The organism is Microcoleus sp. CZ3-B2 (assembly GCF_036705055.1).
GTDB lineage: Bacteria > Cyanobacteriota > Cyanobacteriia > Cyanobacteriales > Microcoleaceae > Microcoleus.
The window spans coordinates 85,827-102,515 of sequence record NZ_JAUBTN010000019.1 but is presented as its reverse complement, the minus strand read 5'-3'; the positions used below and the strand labels follow the sequence as shown (position 1 = coordinate 102,515).

Here is a 16,689-nt window from a genome sequence, read left to right as displayed (position 1 = left end):
GAAAGTTCTCTAGACTCTGTTGTTTCGACAATCGGTTCTGGTTCGGGATGTGCGATCGACTCGACAATTGCGACAACTGGTTCGGATTCTGGTTCGGGATATGCGATCGACTCGACAATCGGTTCTGGTTGAGAAAGCTCGATCGACTCTTCTGTTTCTACAATCGGTTCTGGTTGAGAAAGTGCGATCGACTCTTCTGTTTCTACAATCGGTTCTGGTTGAGAAAGTGCGATCGACTCTTCTGTTTCTACAACATCTAGATTTTCGCCAACTGGTGCTGGTGGAGAAGGTTCTATCGGGAGTATCTCACTTTTGTGAAAAATATTTTTTACAAAAGTGAGCATCCTGCTTGCTAGTTTAGATATCTGTAGCGAGTCAGATGCTGGGGTTCCTGTGACACCCAAACTGAGATGATTCCCTTTTATCGACTCTGTTGTTTCGAGAATCGGTTCTGGTTCGGGATGTGCGATCGACTCTGTTGTTTCGAGAATCGGTTCTGGTTCGGGATGTGCGATCGACTCTGTTGTTTCGAGAATCGGTTCTGGTTCGGGATGTGCGATCGATTCTACTGTTTCTACAGGTTCGGATGCTGAATGAGAATCATAGAGGGACTCTAGCCTATCTGAAACTGGCAGATTTTCCACAATTGGTTGCGGTTCCGATTGATGAGCATCGGCGATCGAGTCTTGAATTTCTGTCGCTTGCAGATTTCTATCGACCTCCGGTTCGCTGTGAACAAGAGTTTCTTCCGGTTTATTTTGGGCTGCTGTCAGCCTTAAAAACACATCTTCGAGAGTAGCCTGATTGCGGCGCATCTCGCAGAGTCCGAATCCAGAGGCGATAATAGCTGCGGCAATTTCTCGTCCGGGTTCTATGTCCGATTCGCACAAGGCCCGCAGGTGGTAATGACCTGCTACAAATTGCTGCTTGCGGATTAATTCGACCGATCGAACTCCTTGCACATTTTCCAAAGAAGGCAACAGCAGACTGTTCAACAAATCCGCCTCACCTTCAACTTCCAGTTCGTAACCTTCTCCGGTGGCCAACTCTCCCATCAAATTTTCGGGAGTACCCGCAGCGACGATTTTACCGCGATTGATGATGGTGACGCGGTTGCAAGTCATGCTGACTTCCGGCAGAATGTGGGTGGAAAGGATGATTGTGTGCTGGCCGCCGAGGCTTTTGATGAGATTGCGGACTTCGATGATTTGGCGGGGGTCTAGGCCGACGGTTGGTTCGTCTAAGATAATCACTGGCGGGTCGTGGACGATCGCCTGGGCGATACCGACACGTTGCCGAAATCCTTTAGAAAGTTTGCGGATTAAAACTTTGCGTTTATCAACCAGGCCGCAGCGCTCGATCGCCGAGGTAACTCGTCGCGCGCGATCGCCCGCCGGTACTTGCTTAATCCTGGCCACAAAAAACAGAAACCCTTCCACAGTCATTTCTGGATAAAGCGGCGGGTTTTCCGGCAGATAGCCGATGCGCTGTCTGACTTCCATCGAGTTTTCGTGTACGTCGAGGCCGGCGATGCGGGCAGTACCGCTGGATGCGGGCAAATATCCCGACAAAATCCGCATGGTTGTGGTTTTTCCTGCGCCGTTGGGCCCCAAAAAACCGAGAATTTCTCCTGATTCGACCGAGAAGGACACGTCCGCGATCGCTGCGGTCGAACCGTAATCCTTGCTTAAGTGTTCTACTTCTATCATTTTTCCGAAGCCAGTCGATTTTAGATTTTAGATTTTAGATGTGACTCAACCGCTTGTGCGCTGTGCGTCTTAGCACGGGAACAGTGGGGGTCGATCGAATTTTATGGCGCAAATTTTAATTTGATTTTGTCTTTTAGTGTAGTCCGGCCGTAACCAAATCTATCATAAGTGGCGATCGTACCAGAGAAACGCACGACGAGTTTAGGGCTGCCGTTGTCTCTGTCCAGCTAAGGCTGAGATTGCTTTTGCAATTTTATAAGTTTAAGCAATACTTCTCTCACTTAAGTTTTAAAGTTTAAAACAATTACTATTTTTTGGGCTGTAGAGTTGGTTTTTTATTGATTTCATTCTCATTTAACTGACGAATTTAGGTCGTTTGCGTGGTATTATCAATTTAAAAATCTTGGCTACGTATGTCAATTGATAAAATAAAGCTTGAAACCCTATATATTTCGTTTTAGAATCCTGTTTCGTGCAGTTAATTGTTTTTTATACAAGTCGGTCAAAATATATTTTTGTTGGTGATTGTTAAGCAAGTGTAAAGCGGGGGTTGACAAAATTACGCTTTGATGAATGGGATTTTTTTGACGAACCGCGAAGGCGCAAAGGGCGCGAAGGAAGAGAGGAGGAAGAAAGCAGGAATTATGGTTGCTGAAATTGAGTTAACAGCCAATTTCCTACTTGTGCTTGATCTTGAGTGCGACTCCGCCGCAAAGTCTCTTCCAACAAATCAATAGTTAATCCCGGCAAAACTTCCGATCGCACAATCCGCCGACTGCCATTATCAGCAATAATAGCAAAGGCAATAATTTCGGATTTTTGCACGTCTAGTACCCAATATTCACCGACTTTTAGCTCTTCGTAAAGCAACCGTTTTTCACCAATATCATCAGCCCAAGTAGAGTCAGCAACTTCTCTGACTAAATCTGGCGGTGGGGTAACGTCAAGACTTGCGATCGAAGTTCCCCTCGGTGCTAATTGCGCTCTTTCTCCGATATAGTATGATACATCCGGTTGACACTCTCGCACTCCTGTTTTCCTGTAGCTACAGTTATCCAATCCGTTAAGAGAAATACCTTTGATAGTACAAAATAGGTTAATTGCGAAAAGTGCGATCGCATTATCTCGTGAATGATCTGGCCCTACTGACATAGTTTCAATCCTCATTTGTCCGTTGCGGTAGTAGCATTTGGCTTTATTGTAAGCTGGGTCATCTGCCATTGCGATGAATTCTTCCCATGTTGCTACCACCCAGGTGTCTGTAGGTAATTTAGTTGTTAAGGTACTCATTTTTCACCTTTTGATTAGACAGTTTGGGTGACTATTTTTGTTATTCAATGACGCTTTCATTTAATCGTAGCACATTCGATCGCCCTCTCAATTCCCTCTTTTCCAAATCTTAATTTCCCCCAACCAACCGGCACTCACAATCGTCTTAGCATCTGCACTAATTCCCACAGCCGTAACATAGCCCGAATGTCCGCTCAAATTACCTTTCAATTCGCCCGATCGCACATCCCACAATTTCACGCTCTTATCCCAACTCCCGCTAACCAGTATACTCCCATCCCGACTGATAGCCAGCGACCAAACCCCATCAGTATGCCCGCTTAAGCGCCGAATTAACTGCCCGTTTCCGACATTCCACAACCCAATTGTCCCGTTACTGTTTCCCGCAGCCAAAGTTTTCCCATCGGGAGTAAAAACTAGGGACAAAACAGACAAATTTTTGCCGGCAATTGTGCGAATTGCTTGACCTGTTGCTAAATTCCACAACTTAATTGAACCGTCTTTACCGCCGCTAGCTAAAATTTTGCTGTCCGGGCTAATCGCCACAGCATTCACCAGTCCAGAATGCCCGGTTAAAGTCCGCAGCAATTCCCCAGTTTTGGCATTCCAAACCTTCACGGTTTTATCCCAACTGCCACTCGCGACAAACAAGCCGTCTGGACTGAGGGCAACGCTGGAAACAGCACCGGAATGCCCGCTCAAAGTGCGTACAACCGCGCCTGTTTCTAAATTCCAAATTTTTACAGTTTTGTCGTCGCTGCCACTAGCTAACACTTTTCCGTCCGCACTGGCTGCGAGTGAATTTACGGCTTCTGTGTGTCCTTGCAGGGTAGTTTTTAATTGCCCGTCGGAAAAATTCCAAACTGAGATTGTGCCGTTGCTATTTCCTGTAGTAAAATAAGCTGAAGCTAGGGCAAGGGAACTCACAACTTCCGAAGATCCTTTGAGGCTATTTGTGGCGACAAAGGATCTCGCGCTTCCAGGCTTCCGAGGCGGATTATTAACGGGAGTTTTCGGGTTTCCGGCTGTGGGAGATTGGGGAACTACCGGCAGCGAAACAGCCGATCGCCATTTCATGAAAGTATTAATTTCTATCCCCGCCGCCACGATTTTATCCGAATTTTCTTCTAGCCTGACAATGCCGTTAATTGCCACAACTCGCCCCGCATCGTCGAGTACGGGCCCGCCGCTCATCCCCGCTCTCACTAAGTTATTGTATACCAAAGTATAACCGTTCCAGGGAGTCTGGCGGCCGGTAAGCTGACCTTCGGTGGCGATGAAAATCGGCTGTCTCAGGGAACCGCCGGATGCAGGCCAGCCGGCTACATAGGCTTTGTTTCCCTTGGTTGCTGCGGAATTGGCTAATTGAGCGAGGCGGTAGGTTTGAGGGCTGCTGAAGGGCACTACGGCTAAGTCCATCCCCGGCACTCGCCGCACGAGGCTGTAGTATACAGAGTGAGCTACACCGTCGGGTGTTACAACTTCGTAATCCCCTGCTTTATCGACAACGTGCCAGTTTGTGAGGATATAGTATGTGCTACCTTGTTTCTCTAAAATTACTCCAGAACCGCCTTTTGGCCCTTGGATGCGGACGGTAATTTGTTTGGCGACGGTTTTTACTGCGTCGGCGGTTAAGGCTAGGGCGATTTGAGGTGATGTGAGTGGAATTAGGGCGATCGAGCTTAGGGCGATCGTAGCACTCAAAATAGCCGGAATTGTTCTGCTGTAGTTCATGATTGTGTCAATTTAACATACCCACCTATCAACGGACGGATAACTTTTCCGGTTTGTGGCGCGTTGACGGTTGAGGATGGAAGAGTGTTTTGGGCGATCGAACTTTCAACATCCGCACCAGCCTCACAATATTTGACACAGCCCTCTCGCTAGCAGAAAAATTTAGAATCGGGAACCGCAAATAGACTCAACAATAGCAACTGGCTTATCTCTATTCTTTTCTCGGCAAATCAGAATTTGAGCCAAACGCTGCTCAGTATAATAGCCATTAGCTATCCAGCCGAGGGCTGCGCCCGCGATCGCGCCGACTGCTAAACCAGTGATCAGGCTCAAAACAAGATGCTTTCTGGCGATCGGTTTTTGTTGCATAAAAATTTATCCTCAGCAATTACTCTTAGAAAAGATAGCACAAATAAAAGTTATTTTCTTCCTCCTATTTACTTATTTTCTAAGTAGTAACCATACTAAGTAGGGTGTGCATTGCGTACCTTACCTATCACTATTCATAACTAAGTAAGGTGTGTATTGCATACCTTACTTAGTATGTACAGTGTGCAATATCATGCCAAATCAAAGAGCAAAAATTCCGCATCTTCCGCCGCTTCAATCACCAACTCAGCCTCATCGCTAACCGCCGCACCGTCACCTTTTCCTAAACTCAAACCGTTGAGCAAAACAGCGCCGCGAGCAACTTGCACCCAAGCATGGCGATTTGGCTGCAAAGTATGAGAAACCCGCGAATTTTTATCCAAAACCGCCGCATACAAATCGACATCTTGATGCACTTTCACCGCACCATCTCTCGCATCGCGCGCCGCCACAAGCCGCAGTTGTCCGCGCCTTTCGGCTAGGGGAAATTCCCGTTGTTCGTAACTCGGTTGCAAGTCATTTGTATCCGGTAACAACCAAATTTGTAGCAAATGAACAGGCTCTGTTTGCGAGTGATTGAACTCGCTGTGTTGGATGCCAGTACCTGCACTCATCCGCTGCACTTCACCGGGTTTGATTGCTGCACCGGTTCCCAAACTGTCTTTGTGTTCTAATGCTCCTTCCAGTACATAGGTGATAATTTCCATGTCCTTATGTCCGTGAGTTCCGAAACCTTTACCGGGGCTAACGACATCCTCGTTGATTACCCGCAACGAGCGAAAATTCATATAATTGCGATCGTAATAATCGGCAAACGAAAATGTGTGGTAACTGTCCAACCAACCGCGATTAGCGTGTCCTCTTGCTTCACTTTTTTTGACAGTAATCATTTTCTGTATCCTCCTGTAATTTGAGATTATAGATTGGAGATTGAGTAATTGGAAATGACTGAGGTCGCTCGTAGTTACGAGTACGGGCTGGGACTTCCCTTCTTTGACGGAACTCGTATAGCAATCCTAAATGATTGTCTGTAGGGACACGGCATTGCCGTCTCCCGGACACGGCACTGCCGTGTCCCTACAGATGGATTTTGGGGAAATCACATTTATGTTCGCCGCACGTGATAATGATTTAGGATTGCTATATCAGTGAACTTTATCAGTGTTTCTGAGATACTTCTACTTTAAACCTAGTCAAGCTATTATGGAAAGTACGCACTTAAAAGTGCGATACTTACCAAAAAGATACTATGCAAGTCAAAGAAGGAAGTATTGAGAGAGCAAATTGCCCGGTAGAAAGAACTTTAGAGGTGATTGGCGGGCGGTGGAAAGTCTTAATTCTGCGGGAACTGTTTGGAGGAGTGAAGCGTTTTAACGAGCTGCAACGGGCTGTCAACGGCATTACGCAGAAAATGCTGACGCAGCAATTGCGGGAGATGGAGTCAGACGGGATTGTGCACCGGGAAATTTACCTGCAAGTTCCGCCGAAAGTTGAATATTCGCTTACACCTTTGGGCACAAGCCTCAAACCGATTATTGATACGATGCACGAATGGGGAATTAAGCATATTAACTATAGTTAAGTGCGATCGTATCTGCTTACTTCCTAATTTCATACCGCTAATTATATCATATCTGATAAAATAACCCCGATCAAGTTTGTAGTCAGGACTTGAGTCCTCTAGGTTTGAAAAGGACTCGCATTCCGAACGATCGAATCTGTTTGATTGTAGCCCTTGCTATCCTGAGATGAATCCGGCTGGTTTAGTCTGTTCTGTCAGGGTAATGCTTTTTTCCATCTTCCGACTGATGTCGCTTTTTGTAGTTAGCCTAAAAATAATAATATGAACAAAATAGAGCGTCTCGCTACCCTCAACCGCATTCGCAAACTCAGCCGCCTGATGGATACCGCCATTGGCATCCCCGGCACTAAATTTCGCATTGGTTTAGACCCCCTTATCGGTTTAGTTCCGGGTGCTGGGGATCTCGTAGATACCGCGTTTTCCGCATACCTAATTTACTTAGCCACTCAATTCAATATCCCGCCCAAAACCCTCGGAAAAATGATTTACAATATCAGTTTAGAGGCCGTCGTGGGTTCAGTACCTTTAGTAGGAGATATCTTCGATGCTTTTTATAAATCCAACATGAGAAATTTGGCGCTTTTAGAAGCACATATCGAAGTAGAGGAACCGGAATTAGTTGCGGTTGCAGAACCTCTTCCTAAATCGATTAAATTGTAGGGGCGAGCTCACAAATCATCTCTAACTCTCACTAACAATTTCAAAGATTCGCCTCCCACCAAACGATAAATTTAAACCTAAAATTTTTCCGTCAAACCGTAGTTCAAGATATTAGTTGTAGGGTGCGTCAGTAGAAGTCGAGAGGCTTGTTTTAAATTGCAGGAACTGACGCACTCCCTAGCTTTCAGATGCGTGATATCGTTTCCGGTTGCATCGGAATGATTTAACCTTACTAGAACACAGAGAACACAGAGAGGTCAGAGAGAAATGAATAATTCCGATGCTAATGGAATTGATATGATATAGCCTTTCAAGCTCTCATAGGAGGTACTATCCGGGATAGGGCATAGGCCAAACCGGGCATGAGGCTCTCCTCACTTTTGTGAGAACCGCTATATCAAATCCTCTCTATTCACTGTTAACATCATAAAGAATGCAACCGGAATTGGTATCAGTTCTTGAACTCTCAATTATCTCTTAAAAACTAACTCTAGCTGAAAGACCCTACTAACTACTAATCTGTTTGTACTGTTTGAGATTATTGGTTAACCCGCCTCCTACCGAATTGTCAAAATCTGTCAAAGCGGATTTACCGAAATATTTATTATTATAAAAAACCTCAATTAACCCGGAATTACCCAACTATAATTTATGCAGAATAGCGTTTAATAGCTTTCACTAAAGCAATAATATCTTCTTCTTTAGTATTAAAAGCCGTTACCAGTCTAACAGTACATTTATCCCACCGATAAAACAGAAAACCCTCAGCTAAAACTGCTGTAATTACCGATTCGGGAAGCTGCATAAAAATTTCGTTGGCTTCCACGGGATGGCAAAACTTGACTTTCTCAACTCCCGCCAAATCTGCGGCTAATTTAGCAGCCATTTTATTAGCATGAGCCGCATTTTTTAGCCACAGATTATCGGTTATGTATGCTTCTAACTGCGCCGACAAAAATCGCATTTTGGAGAACAAATGCCCGCTGCGCTTGCGGTAAAAAGGAAAAGTTTTTGCCAATTTTTGATTGAAAAATACTACTGCTTCTGCAGCCATTGCCCCATTTTTGGTCGCTCCAAATGATAGGATATCTACGCCGGCGCGCCAAGTAATATCTGCAGGAGAACAGCCCAAACTGGCAACAGCGTTAGCAAAGCGAGCACCATCCATGTGCAGGTGCAAATTGTGGCGGCGAACAATCTCGGAAATGCGGGCAATTTCCGCTGGATGGTAGACTGTGCCGGCTTCTGTGGCTTGTGTGATACTGACGGCTGCGGGCTGTACGTGGTGGACGACACCTGCACCAGCGCGATCGACTATTTCACCTAAAGTCTCTGCCTCTATTTTAGCATGATTTCCTGTTAGTGTCACTAACTTTGCACCGCCTGTAAAAAACTCCGGCGCGCCGCATTCATCCAGATTAATATGAGATTGGGCGTGACAGTAAACAGCGCCGTAGGTCGGAGTCATCACTGCCAGGGCTAGAGCATTAGCAGCGGAACCGGTTGCTACGGGAAAAACTGTCACTGATGTCTCGAACAAATCGGAAAATTTAACTTGCAAACGTTCTGTATATTCATCGTCTCCGTAAGACATCGCTGCACCGCAATTAGCCGCTGCAATCGCGGTCATAATTTCCGGCGAAACCCCGGTGGTATTGTCGCTACAAAAATTCATTTGAATAATTGGTAAACAGCATCTATAATATAACTCAACAGTCAAAATTTAAATATTAAAGCAAGAGAACTATGGCAGAGTACCGCCAAATAGAATACCGCATCGGCAAAGACGGTAAAATTATCGAAACCGTCCTCAACGCCACTGGTGCAAGCTGTACTGAAACCACCGCCGGAATTGAAAAAGCTCTGGGAAAAGTAGAATCTCAAGAGTTGCTACCAGAATACTATCAAGGCGAAGAAAATTCTATCGCCGAACAAACGCAGACGTTAAAACAAGTTTAGAAAAATTAACTATGTTTTATTTCCTCGGCGTAACAATTGAGACAACAACAGTGCCTGCCTTTAGTATGGCGCTAGCTGTGGGGGGCATTTTTCTAATTTTAGTTTACCTTTATGCTGCATCGGAGGCCGGAGATGCGATCGAGTTTAAGTACGATACAATTCTGCGGGAACGCATGAATCAGCTAGAGATTCTCGATTGGCAAGACTTGGGCGAGAAAGCCGGCTTAAGTCGCTTCGGGGTGCGCTTAGTGCGACAGGGAGACGTGGGAAAACTCACGCTAGACCAACTGAGGCGGCTGGCAACAGTGCTGAATTTGAATTTCCCAGAATTCGATCGCACTCTTAGCGCGCTGCCCGTATCGGCGACAATCACCACTAATCCCAACGAAATTGAAGAATTGAGACAGCAGTGTTTCCGGCTGCGAGAAGAATTGCAGCAGCAAAAAACTCAACTAACTGCCGATTTTCGCCGCGCCACCTTTGAACAGTTGCAAACTTTGTTAATTACCTATCCCGCCGCCCGCAAAATGGCAGAAGCCAAGCCGAATATGCGCGCAAAAAATCTCTCCGCTTTGTTTACGCCCTTAGAAAATCTCTTGTCGAGTTGGGATTTTGAAACCATTGGTTCAGCTTGGGAACAAGTGACTTACAATCCGCAGTTGCACCAGCCGGATGTTAAAGATATAACAGAAGGAGAATTAGTTTATATTCGGTTTGTCGGCTATCGGAATGGAGAGCAAATTCTTACTCCTGCTAAAGTTAGCCGTACCCTGCCAGCGGCTATACAAACTTAAATTTAAAATCTAAAATTTACATGGTTGCAATCGCAATTGACTTCGGGACTAGCAACACGGTTGTTTGCATTCTCAACCCGGACACCCAAACACCGGAAACTTTGAGATTAGGCGAAATGTCCCGCATTTTCAAAACGAAGCATTCGAGCGGAGATATCCGAGAAATACCTGTAATCCCGACTTTGGTGTTTGTGAAAAATGCCGGAGAGTTGGTATTGGGAGAAAAAGTGCGGTCTCAGCGTTTGGAAAAATCGCAACCAGAGCGTTTTTTCAAAGCTTTTAAACGCGATTTGGTCGCCGATTTTCAGCCGCCATCCCGCAATATCGACGGTGTAACCTACACACCTGAATCAGTAGCAAAACAATTTATAATAAGTATCTGGAAACAATTATTGGATCAAAATATACAGCCAGATAAAATAATTTTTACAGTCCCAGTCGGAGCATTTGAGCGATATCTGGATTGGTTTCGCGACTTGGCAGAATTTCTCGAATTTGCGGAAGTTCAGCTAATCGATGAATCTACAGCCGCCGCCCTGGGATATGCAGTTAAACGTCCCGGTTCTATAGTTTTAGTAATCGATTTTGGCGGCGGAACTTTAGACTTAAGTTTGGTTCGGACTGCCCCTCATTTTTCAGTAAAAGATAGCCAATTTCAAAGCTCAAATTTAATGCGGGCCGAAGTCGTAGCAAAATCAGATGCTTATGTTGGCGGCGAAGATATTGATATCTGGATTGTCGAAGATTATTTGCAGCAAATTGGTTCGTCGCGGGCCGAAGTTGGCGGGGTTGGTTGGCAAAATTTATTAGAAATAGCCGAAAAGTTAAAGATTCAACTTTCTCAAGTTAATGAAGCGAAGGAAAGTTGGTTTGATGATGAAAATTTTATATCTTACGACTTGGTGCTAAACCGAGAAAAGCTTGCAGAGATTTTGGAATTTCGGCAGTTGTTAGAACAGTTTCGAGAAGCTTTAGATGAAGTGCTGAGTATTGCCCAGGGAAAAGGTATCGGCAAAGCAGATATCGAACAGGTTTTGCTCGTAGGAGGAACTTCTCTAATTCCGGCTGTGTCTAACTTAGTTATTTCCTATTTTGGACGACAAAAAGTTAAAATTGATCGACCTTTTGAAGCTGTGGCGCACGGTGCTTTAGCGCTGACACAGTTAGTGAGTGTTGACGATTATTTGCGGCACAGTTATGCCATTCGCCTCTGGGAACCTTATGCTAAAGTTTATAGTTATTGGTCGATTTTTAGCAAGGAAATGAAGTATCCTTGTCAAAGTTCTGAAGAGTTGACGCTGCAAGTGGCGATTGAAGGACAAAGGGAGATTCGGTTAGATATTGGGGAAGTTGCGGAGGTGTCGCAAGCGGAGGTTATTTTTAATGAAAAAGGGCAAATGACTAGCAGTTTGCTCAACAAACACACGGATTTTCGCTCTTTGGAAAGCCACCATCAGGAGGTTTGTGTGGCGCATTTGAATCCGCCTGGGGTGTTGGGAATTGATAGGGTTTCGGTGAGTTTTGAGGTGGATGAAAGGCGGGTTTTGTTGGCGACGGTGCGGGATTTAGTGACTGGTGAGGTGTTGGTGGCTAAAGGGGCGATCGCCAAACTGCAATAATGATACAATTTTTAGATAGGATTTGGCGATTGAAATCGCTTCTTGTCAAACTTTCGTCCGCCGGCGCGGACTGAATAATATCGATTTAAATCAAATTTATTTCGTGATGAAAAAGCAACAAAATAAATTCAGCCACCTAACGGCAATCGAAAGAATTTATCTGTCATTTCCAGCCAGATTTTTATTGGATAAAAACTTGCTGCAAGGGAAAGTCTTAGACTTTGGGTGCGGCTTCGGCAGCGATGCTAAATTGTTGCAGCAAAAAGGCTTTGATATTGCGGGTTATGACCCTTATTATTTCCCGGATTTTCCCAAACACAAATTCGACATTATCCTTTGCTTTTATGTTTTGAATGTTTTATTTCCCGAAGACCAAGCTAATGTGTTGATGGAAGTGTCGCACTTCTTGAAACCGGGAGGCAAAGCTTATTTTGCCGTGAGAAGGGATCTCAAAAAAGAAGGCTTTCGAGAACATTACGTACACAAAAAACCTACCTATCAGTGCATTGTCAAACTTCCGTTTAAGTCAATTCACCTAGATGAGTCTTGCGAAATTTACGAATACGTCCATTACAACCATCAAAGAAACTCAACTAATCACTGCGTATTCTGCAATCCCTACAAAAACCTAACTTTACTAACTGAATCTGCAACAGCTTATGCGATGTTTGACGGTTATCCTGCCAGCCAAGGTCATGTTTTAATTATCCCCAAGCGCCATATTGCTAATTATTTTGAGTTGCCTTTTCGAGAACAATCTGCTTGCTGGTTTATGGCGAATAAGGTGCAAGAGATGTTAATAAAAGAGTTTCAGCCTGACGGTTTTAATGTGGGTATCAATATTAATAAAGATGCGGGGCAAAGTCGCAGTCACGCTGCTATTCATGTTATTCCCCGCTACAGGGGCGATGCTGGGAAGAAAGGCGGGATTAGGTATGTGATTCCCAAGAGTTAAAAATAAGAGTTAGCCAATTGTGAAATGGATTTTTTTTTACCGCAGAGGCGCAGAGAACACAGAGGAATAGAGAGGAGAGCAATTCATAATTTTTGTAAGGATTGTTAAAATTGAGCAAAGGGCGAGCAAAATAGGGTTAAAATGTGTTTGCCAAGTCTCAAACTACAGATTAGCAGTAATTTGGTGTTCTGTTTATGTCTAAGCGCAAAAAGCAAGAATGGCTCAAGGAAACTCTAGAGCTTAAAGAAAACCACAATTGGACGTCAAAGCCGGGAACTCGTATTTTTGTAGCAGGAAGAGGTGCTGTTCGGTTTGATGTCCCCGAAGATTGGCATTTTGAACCTGATACTAAGTCCTTCCGATTTACGGATAAGAAACCGCCGGATGATGATTGTCGTTTGGAGGTTTCGTTTAATTTGTTACCTCCTGGCAATTGGGGAGAATTTCCTCTTGTGCCGCTATTACAGAAGATTGTTGAAGATGATACCAGAAATCCGATCGCTCTTGGGGAAATTATTCAATTGAAGCGGCAAACGGCCCGCATTGTGTGGACTGAATTTAAGTTTATCGACCCTCCCGAACAGCGGGAAGCTTATTCGCGAATCTGTATTGGATTGGGTTCTAATGTTCAGTGTTTGATTACTTTTGATTACTGGGTTGATGATGCGGAACGTTTGACTCCTGTCTGGGATACGGTGATGGATTCGTTAGTTTTGGGTTTGTTTATTAGCGACCCTCGAACGGGTTTCGCACGGCCTGATTAGGTTTTGGCAAATGGCAAGTGTCAGCACTAGGTATCATCTGGATCGTCGCCTCGCGATCGCTCTCTTTGTTCTGCTTTTAGGGGCGATCGCACTTCCGGCACATCAAGCTTTTATATTGGGAATCAAATTATTAGTCAAGTAAATCGGTTCTCCCGATCGCCGTTAGCGAAGCCCGCCCCTACGGGGGCTACGCCAACGAAGAGGATCGCCAATTCCCCGCAAAATGCTAACATAAATGCCCTACAATTATCGCACCATCCGGCATTAACCCACCTGCTAACCCCCATGCTTTGCGATTACCTAGTACAAATCCTCACCGCCCGCGTCTACGATGTTGCTCAAGAAACACCCCTAGAAATAGCCCCCAATTTATCAGAGCGGCTCAACAATAAACTGCTGCTGAAACGAGAAGATATGCAGTCTGTGTTTTCCTTCAAGCTGCGGGGCGCGTACAACAAAATGGCGCAACTGTCGCCGGATTTGCTAGCGCAAGGTGTCATTGCAGCTTCCGCCGGCAACCACGCCCAAGGAGTCGCTCTCGCTGCCCGCCACTTGGGAACTCGCGCAATTATCGTGATGCCCGTAACAACGCCACAGGTGAAGGTAAATGCGGTGATAGCGCGGGGTGGAGAGGTGGTTCTGCAGGGGGATACCTACGATGATGCTTACGCTTTTGCGCGCCAATTAGAGGCGGAAAAAAACTTAACTTTTATTCACCCTTTTGACGATCCGCACGTAATTGCGGGACAGGGTACGATCGGCATGGAAATTCTGCGGCAACATCAAAAACCCATTCACGCAATTTTTGTGGCGATTGGCGGCGGTGGATTGATTTCGGGAATTGGGGCATATATCAAGCGGTTGCGGCCGGAAATTAAGATTATTGGGGTTGAACCTGTGGATTCCGACGCGATGAATCAATCGCTAAAAGCTGGTAAACGGGTGCGTTTGTCGCAGGTGGGTTTATTTGCTGACGGTGTTGCTGTGCGGGAAGTTGGGGAGGAAACTTTTCGGCTTTGTCAGCAGTATGTGGATGAGATTATTTTGGTGGGTACTGATGATATTTGCGCGGCGATTAAGGATGTTTTTGAAGATACGCGATCGATCTTAGAACCTGCAGGCGCATTGGCGATCGCAGGTGCCAAAGCTTACGTGGAACGGGAACAAGTCGTAGGAGAAACATTAATTGCTGTTGCTTGCGGCGCGAACATGAATTTCGATCGCCTGCGTTTTGTAGCAGAAAGGGCAGAATTTGGCGAACAGCGGGAAGCGATTTTTGCAGTGACAATTCCCGAACAGCCGGGAAGTCTCCGCAGGTTTTGCGAATGTTTGGGAAAGCGCAATTTAACTGAATTTAGTTATCGAATTGCTGATGAAAAAGCAGCACACATTTTTATTGGGGTGCAAATTCTAGACCGTGCTGATGCGATTAAAATAGCTGCAACTTTTGAAAATTGCGGTTTCAAAACTTTGGATTTAACTGATGATGAGTTAACAAAATTGCACTTGCGGCACATGGTGGGCGGCCGTTCTTTCCTGGCAAAACATGAACTGTTTTACCGCTTTGAATTTCCCGAACGTCCGGGTGCGTTGATGCAGTTTGTGGGTTCGATGAGTCCTAATTGGAATATCAGCGTTTTTCACTATCGGAATAATGGGGCTGATTACGGGCGAATTGTGGTGGGGATACAGGTGCCGCCGGATGAGATGCAGGAATGGCAGGCGTTTTTGGATACGCTGGGCTATCAGTATGGGGATGAGAGTCAGAATCCGGCTTATAAGCTGTTTTTGGCGTAGGTTTTTGGGGTGGAAACAAATTAATATTTATGAACGTGTTGAAAAAAATACTGCCGTTTTTTTTGATGATTTTTGCTGTTGCTATTGTGGCAGCAGTTGCACATTTTGCGATCGAACAAATTTCCAGCCCAGTCAGTTATTTTCAACCTGTGGATACCAGAGATGGTGCAGAGTTGTACAAAAAAGAACTACCCAACGGAAATCAGGCTTATTTGCAAGTTATTAACGTGCAAAAAATGCAAATAGACCAGCTAATTGGAGAGGTCGATCGGATGGCTTTCAATAAAGGATTGTATTATCAGGGAGAAAACAAATATTACAGTCCTTTCTTTAAGAGCAAATTATTCTCTGAAGTTACAGGAGAATACAAAAACCTTTATGGAAATGGTGTTTTTTCCGTGATTAACTGTTCTTTTTTTGAACAATACCAACGCAGCACGCAGCTATCTTTTCCGGTCAAATTCAACGGTCAAGTTATTACTGGCGGTAACAGCATCTACGGCCCAGTCAAGAAACCCAAAGATGGACTATATAAAAATGTTCGATTGAAAGCTTTGGTATGGAATGATCGGGAAGCATATATCACAAATTACGAACCGCAAACCGGAACGCCATTGAATCAAAAAGAAGTACAAAATGCAGTGGTTACTTACGAATACAAGCACCATCCAGCTAAACTATTATCTAAAAATCCTGCAAATAGGTATCACGTCATCGGTACGCTGGACAAAGATGGTCGCAAGGGTAATGAATTGCTGGCAATTATCACAGTTAATGAAGCGACATTAGATGCAGCAGCTAAGTTAATGCGAGAATTCGGGGTGAAAGGAGATATAGTGACGATCGACGGCGGACTCTCAACTTATCTATTTAATCCTAAAATCGGCGAGATTATGTTGCCTAAATCGAATGATATTGCTACTCGCGAACTGCCGCACTATTTAGGATTTAGGAATAGAAAATCTAAGACAGCTTCACCAAAAATATTGGTTGCTAAACCAGCAGGAAAAGTGGAGGTGGAAGCAAATAAACCTTATTTGATTTTGTGGAGAGACAATATTCAGGAAGAGGTCAAGATTGAGCTGTATCAAGAGAATAAGTTTGTTCAAAGTATAGCCAACCGCGCGGCTAGCGATGGGGTTTATGAATGGAAACCTAAGATTGCTGTAAAATCAGGCTCTTTGATTCGGATTTCAAGTGTTAAAAATGCCAAGGTGTCTGGGGTTTTGCAGTTGTGATTATTGTTGGTCAAGAAATCTTATGGCGATCGCAAATTCTGCACATCCTCAATACTGAGTCCGGTTGTTTGACTGATAGTTGCATCATCCAGGCGATCGCGCGGCGGTACAATCTTCCTGACGTTGAAACGATTTGGTAGTTGCGGGCGATCGCACTTTTTTCCGGTAAGGGCGATCGATCTGTAGCTGCACACCACATCGCAAATAAATTATAGTGGA

Annotated in this window: 16 protein-coding genes and 1 pseudogene; 10 read left to right on the top strand and 7 right to left on the bottom strand. The window is 44.8% G+C overall.

All coding sequences use genetic code 11. The features are described 5' to 3' along the window. Positions 1 to 638: 638 nt before the first annotated feature. From QUA97_RS11590 to QUA97_RS11570, 5 genes and pseudogenes are all read right to left on the bottom strand, one after another. A pseudogene (locus QUA97_RS11590) lies at positions 639 to 1,709 on the bottom strand (ABC transporter ATP-binding protein); the annotation flags it as partial. A gap of 642 nt (positions 1,710 to 2,351) precedes the next feature. Continuing rightward, on the bottom strand, positions 2,352 to 2,999 hold the full coding sequence (locus QUA97_RS11585; protein WP_194069358.1) for a Uma2 family endonuclease: 648 nt from the start codon (positions 2,997 to 2,999) through the stop codon (positions 2,352 to 2,354). Positions 3,000 to 3,086: 87 nt separating this feature from the next. Continuing rightward, positions 3,087 to 4,733: a trypsin-like peptidase domain-containing protein gene (locus tag QUA97_RS11580; protein WP_333194662.1), complete on the bottom strand. Its 1,647-nt coding sequence runs from the start codon at positions 4,731 to 4,733 to the stop codon at positions 3,087 to 3,089. Between the two features lie 162 nt (positions 4,734 to 4,895). Next, positions 4,896 to 5,102, bottom strand: coding sequence for a hypothetical protein (locus QUA97_RS11575; protein ID WP_194069356.1), 207 nt, complete (start codon positions 5,100 to 5,102; stop codon positions 4,896 to 4,898). 191 nt (positions 5,103 to 5,293) lie between these two features. Continuing rightward, a complete protein-coding gene (locus tag QUA97_RS11570) occupies positions 5,294 to 5,992 on the bottom strand; it encodes a pirin family protein (RefSeq protein ID WP_333194661.1) in 699 nt (232 codons plus the stop codon). 359 nt (positions 5,993 to 6,351) lie between these two features. Here QUA97_RS11570 and QUA97_RS11565 point away from each other — a divergent pair, with 359 nt between their 5' ends. Continuing rightward, positions 6,352 to 6,684, top strand: a complete 333-nt coding sequence (locus tag QUA97_RS11565) for a winged helix-turn-helix transcriptional regulator (RefSeq protein WP_194069353.1) — start codon at positions 6,352 to 6,354, stop codon at positions 6,682 to 6,684. A gap of 261 nt (positions 6,685 to 6,945) precedes the next feature. Next, positions 6,946 to 7,344: a DUF4112 domain-containing protein gene (locus QUA97_RS11560; RefSeq protein WP_194069351.1), complete on the top strand. Its 399-nt coding sequence runs from the start codon at positions 6,946 to 6,948 to the stop codon at positions 7,342 to 7,344. Positions 7,345 to 7,993: 649 nt separating this feature from the next. On the opposite strand, the gene QUA97_RS11555 is transcribed toward QUA97_RS11560, so the two are convergent. Then, entirely contained in the window at positions 7,994 to 9,019 is a 1,026-nt protein-coding gene (locus QUA97_RS11555) for a threonine aldolase family protein (RefSeq protein ID WP_194069349.1), read from the bottom strand. A 71-nt stretch (positions 9,020 to 9,090) separates the two neighbouring features. On the opposite strand from QUA97_RS11555, the gene QUA97_RS11550 reads away from it, so the two are divergent. The 8 genes from QUA97_RS11550 to QUA97_RS11515 all read left to right on the top strand — a co-directional run bounded on the left by QUA97_RS11550 (position 9,091) and on the right by QUA97_RS11515 (position 16,470). Next, positions 9,091 to 9,303 (top strand): DUF2997 domain-containing protein, encoded by a 213-nt coding sequence (locus QUA97_RS11550; protein ID WP_194069347.1) that lies wholly within the window; start codon positions 9,091 to 9,093, stop codon positions 9,301 to 9,303. Between the two features lie 50 nt (positions 9,304 to 9,353). Next, positions 9,354 to 10,097 carry an XRE family transcriptional regulator gene (locus QUA97_RS11545; RefSeq protein ID WP_333194660.1) on the top strand — a complete coding sequence of 248 codons (744 nt, stop codon included), beginning with the start codon at positions 9,354 to 9,356 and terminating at the stop codon, positions 10,095 to 10,097. Between the two features lie 20 nt (positions 10,098 to 10,117). Continuing rightward, the gene (locus tag QUA97_RS11540; RefSeq protein ID WP_333194659.1) at positions 10,118 to 11,716 is read left to right on the top strand and encodes an Hsp70 family protein; all 1,599 of its coding nucleotides are present in this window, start codon (positions 10,118 to 10,120) and stop codon (positions 11,714 to 11,716) included. Between the two features lie 106 nt (positions 11,717 to 11,822). Continuing rightward, on the top strand, positions 11,823 to 12,671 hold the full coding sequence (locus QUA97_RS11535; RefSeq protein WP_194069343.1) for an HIT family protein: 849 nt from the start codon (positions 11,823 to 11,825) through the stop codon (positions 12,669 to 12,671). A 194-nt stretch (positions 12,672 to 12,865) separates the two neighbouring features. Continuing rightward, complete coding sequence (locus QUA97_RS11530; protein WP_194069341.1) at positions 12,866 to 13,435, top strand: hypothetical protein; 570 nt, start codon at positions 12,866 to 12,868, stop codon at positions 13,433 to 13,435. 10 nt (positions 13,436 to 13,445) lie between these two features. Continuing rightward, entirely contained in the window at positions 13,446 to 13,577 is a 132-nt protein-coding gene (locus tag QUA97_RS11525) for a hypothetical protein (RefSeq protein ID WP_255515905.1), read from the top strand. Between the two features lie 143 nt (positions 13,578 to 13,720). Beyond that, a complete protein-coding gene (ilvA, locus tag QUA97_RS11520) occupies positions 13,721 to 15,232 on the top strand; it encodes a threonine ammonia-lyase, biosynthetic (protein ID WP_333194658.1) in 1,512 nt (503 codons plus the stop codon). Between the two features lie 29 nt (positions 15,233 to 15,261). Beyond that, positions 15,262 to 16,470, top strand: coding sequence for a hypothetical protein (locus tag QUA97_RS11515; RefSeq protein WP_333194657.1), 1,209 nt, complete (start codon positions 15,262 to 15,264; stop codon positions 16,468 to 16,470). Positions 16,471 to 16,490: 20 nt separating this feature from the next. Here QUA97_RS11515 and QUA97_RS11510 read toward each other — a convergent pair whose 3' ends face one another. After that, complete coding sequence (locus QUA97_RS11510) at positions 16,491 to 16,667, bottom strand: hypothetical protein (RefSeq protein WP_333194656.1); 177 nt, start codon at positions 16,665 to 16,667, stop codon at positions 16,491 to 16,493. Positions 16,668 to 16,689 lie beyond the last annotated feature (22 nt).